Source organism: Tepidiforma sp., from assembly GCF_034433535.1.
Taxonomy (GTDB): domain Bacteria; phylum Chloroflexota; class Dehalococcoidia; order Tepidiformales; family Tepidiformaceae; genus Tepidiforma.
In genome coordinates this window covers 1-3,914 of record NZ_DAOUAO010000220.1, presented here as the reverse complement: position 1 = coordinate 3,914, position 3,914 = coordinate 1, and the positions used below count along the sequence as shown (strand labels likewise).

Genomic DNA, 3,914 nt, shown 5'->3' with positions numbered 1-3,914 from the left:
GGCGCTGCAATGCGGAGGATTCCTGATGTGGGGGCGGCGGATACCCGGGGCCTGCGCGGGGTCCGGGAAAAATCCGGGGCAAATTGGGGTCTTTACCTCTTGACAACCCCGGATATAATCACCGCCACCAATCCGGGATCCGGGTTGGGAGAGATTTGGGCTAAAGCAGGTGAACGTGGAAGGCCCCCGCCCTTCGAAGTTCCTGAGCTGCCTGATAATTGCCCCGGCCGAGGCGGAGACGCGGCCGCTGGTGCGCGCCCTGCATAGCGGCGAGCTGGCGGTGCTCGAGCGTGAACCGGGGCCGGCGGCACTGCGGCTGGGCTGTTCGAGAGAGTTCGCGCTGGTCTGCCGCTTTGTGGACGGGAGCTCAGTCGCAGGGCTCACGGACATTGCCGCACTGGCGGCGGCCGGGCGGCCGGTGGTGGGCGTGTTCGAGCAGGCGGAGCCGGAGCTGGTGGCCGAGGCGTTTGCCGCGGGCGCCGATGCCTGCCTCGAGCTGGGCGCCGACCCGCGGGTGATCGCGGCGCAGGTGCGTGCGGTGCTGCGGCGCGCCGGAGCGTACGATGAGGGGACCACGGAGGAAACCGGGCTGCTTCAGGTCGGGGACCTCGTGGTCGATGTTGATCGATGCGAGGTGCAACGCGCGGGGGTGGTGGTACCCCTCACCGCGGCGGAGTTCCGGATCATCGAGTACATGGCCCGCCGGCCGGGCCGGGTGCTCAAGCCGCACGAGATCCTGAACGCCGTCTCGGACGACTACCACTACCTGCCGCGGGAGGCACAGGACGTCTTCAAGGTCTACGTCCGCCGGATTCGGCGGAAGCTCGAGCTGAACGAGCAGGAGCCGCGCTACCTCGTGACGGTGCGCGGGTTCGGCTACCGGCTCGAGGGCGGCGAGCGGGCAGCAATCGCCGCGAGAGAGGCCTGAGGTCCAGCTTCCCGGGGTTGCGCGGCCTCCCGGGAAGGTTGACGTGGTCGACACGGGCAACGAGCCTGAGGATGTGATTTTCGAGCGGCTGCAGGAGGCGGCCTCGGGCGATATCGCCGTGCGCCAGTTGCGCCGCCGCTACGAGCTGCTGCGGCAGGACTACGAGCGGCTGCTGGACCGGCTGACGGAACTGGAAGAGCGGCTGGCCGAGGCGCAACGCAGGGAGGAGGCGACCCCGACGCCCGGGGCGGGGCTGATGGAGGCGATCGCCGCGCCGCTCTGGAAGCTGCGGTCAGAGTATCTCGAAGCCGCGGCCGGCATCCAGGCGATCGTCGCGGGCATCGAGCGGCTGGCCGGCGGGCTGAAGGGGCAGCACGCGGCACGGCCGGGGTCGTCATCCCCGGCGGCACAGCGGGTCGGCACCGCAGGAGAAGCGGAGGGACCGGAGCGGGCGCGGCGGGTCCAGGTCGACGTGCGGGGGTCCGGGTTCGGGGAGCTGCTGGATTTCCAGGAGCGGCTCTCGGCGCTCGAAGGCGTGGCGCGGGTGGCGATTAGCGCCATCGACAACGAACGCGCGACGCTGGTGGTGGAGCTGGAACGGGGCAAACCGTAGCGCGAGCGGGTACACTGCCGGGCGGTTCGTACGGGAACCGGGAGCTGTGCATGGATATCGCTGCCTACAATGCCGCCTGGCTGAAGGCGTGGACCGAGAAAGACGTCCCGCGTCTGCTGGAGTTCTACCACCCGGATGTGGTGTACGCGGACAGCCAGGTCCCCAACGGCCTGAAGGGGCACGCAGCGCTGAAGACCTACCTCGAGGGACTGTTCGCGGCCACGCCGCCGATGGCCTATGAGCCGGACGAAGTTTGGCCGATCCCGGGCGGCTTCTGCGGCCGCTGGTACTGCACGATCACGCTGCCGGACGGCAGCACCCGCAGGCTGCGGGGCTTCGACCTCGTGCAGCTGGAGGGCGAGCGCATCGTGCTGAACGAGGTCTATACCCACAACCTGCCCTGACCCGGGCGACCGGGGAGCTACCGCAGCGGGCGGAAGAACTCGATGATGTCGGGCGCCAGCAGGCCGGGCTGCTCGAGGGCGGCGAAGTGCCCGCCGCGAGGCATTTCGGTCCAGCGGACGATGTTGAACCGCGCTTCGGCCCAGTGGCGCGGGACCCGCCACGGCTCGCGGGGGAAGACGGCGACGCCGGTGGGCACCTCCACCCGCGGGTAGGCGAATCCGGCGGGGTCGCGCCGCGCCTCGTAGTAGATGCGGGCGGCGCTGGCGACGCTGTTGGGCGCCCAGTAGAACATGATGTTGGTGAGGAGGACGTCCTTCGAGAAGGTCGCCTCCAGGTTTTTGCCGACATCGCCCCAGGTGTGGAACTTTTCGACGATCCAGGCGGCCAGGCCGGCGGGGGAATCGGACTGCGCAAGGGTCAGGGAATCGGGCTTGGTGCCCTGGGTGAGGGAGTAGCCGGTTTCGTTGGCCTGGAAGGCCTCGCGGGCAGCGATGTGTTTGCGGTCGTCCTCCGTTGGGTTGGCCGGCGGCGGAACGAAGAGGAAATTGAGGTGCGCGCCGACCACGTGATTGGGGTAGGCGGAGGCCATCTTCGCTGAGATGATGCCGCCCCAGTCGCCGCCCTGGACGCCGTAGCGCGGGTGGCCGAGGACGTCGGTCATGAGGGTGTGGAAGGCGGCGGCGATGCGGGAGATGCCCCAGCCGCGCTCGCGGGGCTTGCCGCCGAAGCCGAACCCGGGGAGCGCCGGGATGACCAGGTCGAAGGCGTCTTCGGCGCTGCCGCCGTGGGCCTCGGGGTGCACCAGGCGGTCGATGATGAAGTAGAACTCGAAGATGGAGCCGGGCCAGCCGTGAATGAGGAGGAGCGGCAGAGCGCCGGGCCGCCCGGAGCGGATATGCCAGAAGTGGAGGTCGACACCATCGACTTCCGCGAGAAAGCCGGGGTAGCGGTTGAGGTGGCCTTCGTGGAGGCGCCAGTCGTAGCCATTGGCCCAGTAATCGCAGAGTTCACGGATGTACGGCAGGTTCGCACCGTAGTCCCAGCCGGCATCGGCGAACTGCTCGGGCCAGCGGGTGCGGGCGAGGCGCTCGCGGAGGTCGGCGAGGACGGCATCGTCAACGTGGATGGTGAAGGGGCGGATGCTCATGGCAGCGCATGATACGCCACGCCTTGACCGGCGGGCGGGGGTGAACCTAGCATGAAAGCCCGACGCTGAGGTAGCTCAGTTGGTAGAGCACGGCACTGAAAATGCCGGTGTCCTCGGTTCGATCCCGAGCCTCAGCACCAGCGTGCGGACAGGTGTCGCCCGGCCGAACTGGCCGGGCGACACTGCGTTTGGGCGGGTGCCCGGCTACCGGCGAGGCACCGGGATGCCGTCGCGGGCCTGGCGGCCCGGCGGCTCGATGAACGGCCCCGGGAAGTCGTTGCCGTTCCGCTGGCGGCGAAGCTGGGTGATGCGTTCGATGACCCACTCGTACGGCTCGAGGTCGGGGCCTTCGAACGTGATGTATTCGAAGGTGCCGACGTCTTCCGGCGTGAGCGAGTCGAGCCACGCTTCGATGCTGGGGAAGACCTGCTCCGCGCCGTACACGGTCCCGTCGGTGTGGATGCATGCCAGGGTCAGGATGAGGCAACCCCCGGGGCTGGTCTTGATGCGTACGGCCGGTTCTCTGTCGAGACCCCGGCGCCACGTACCCGGCTCCTCGCGGCGGCTCATGCGGCGTCCCCCTGGGGAGGCCGGGAACAGGAGCAGGCGCTGGCTGGCGTAGCGGGGCCGGCAGCCACGGGGGTCGCGCCGGGCGGCCCGGACGAGGTCCTGGATATCTTCGAGCGGGAGGTCGATGGCCGCACCGGTGTGGACGCGGACCTGAGCGCAGGTACCGTGATGGCGGATTTCGGTAATGGTGCCGGCGATGGCCGCCAGGAGATGGCGGTGGTTGGTCACCGGGACGGAAGCAAGGGCAGACA

Annotated in this window: 5 protein-coding genes and 1 tRNA gene; 4 read left to right on the top strand and 2 right to left on the bottom strand. The window is 69.3% G+C overall.

Annotated features, from left to right (window positions below; all coding sequences use genetic code 11):
• The first annotated feature begins 175 nt into the window (after positions 1–175).
• Genes VAE46_RS11530 through VAE46_RS11520 form a run of 3 tightly spaced genes read left to right on the top strand, consistent with a single transcriptional unit; the run spans position 176 to position 1,945 of the window.
• The gene (locus VAE46_RS11530; RefSeq protein ID WP_322797083.1) at positions 176–928 is read left to right on the top strand and encodes a response regulator transcription factor; all 753 of its coding nucleotides are present in this window, start codon (positions 176–178) and stop codon (positions 926–928) included.
• 43 nt (positions 929–971) lie between these two features.
• Positions 972–1,541 (top strand): hypothetical protein, encoded by a 570-nt coding sequence (locus VAE46_RS11525; protein WP_322797082.1) that lies wholly within the window; start codon positions 972–974, stop codon positions 1,539–1,541.
• Between the two features lie 50 nt (positions 1,542–1,591).
• Positions 1,592–1,945, top strand: a complete 354-nt coding sequence (locus VAE46_RS11520; RefSeq protein WP_322797081.1) for a nuclear transport factor 2 family protein — start codon at positions 1,592–1,594, stop codon at positions 1,943–1,945.
• 17 nt (positions 1,946–1,962) lie between these two features.
• On the opposite strand, the gene VAE46_RS11515 is transcribed toward VAE46_RS11520, so the two are convergent.
• Complete coding sequence (locus VAE46_RS11515; protein ID WP_322797080.1) at positions 1,963–3,093, bottom strand: epoxide hydrolase; 1,131 nt, start codon at positions 3,091–3,093, stop codon at positions 1,963–1,965.
• Positions 3,094–3,157: 64 nt separating this feature from the next.
• Between VAE46_RS11515 and VAE46_RS11510 the strand changes: the two genes are divergently transcribed.
• Positions 3,158–3,233, top strand: a tRNA-Phe gene (locus tag VAE46_RS11510).
• 64 nt (positions 3,234–3,297) lie between these two features.
• Here the strand turns inward: VAE46_RS11510 and VAE46_RS11505 are convergent.
• On the bottom strand, positions 3,298–3,914 hold a 617-nt coding region (locus VAE46_RS11505; protein WP_322797079.1), incomplete at its 5' end, for a hypothetical protein.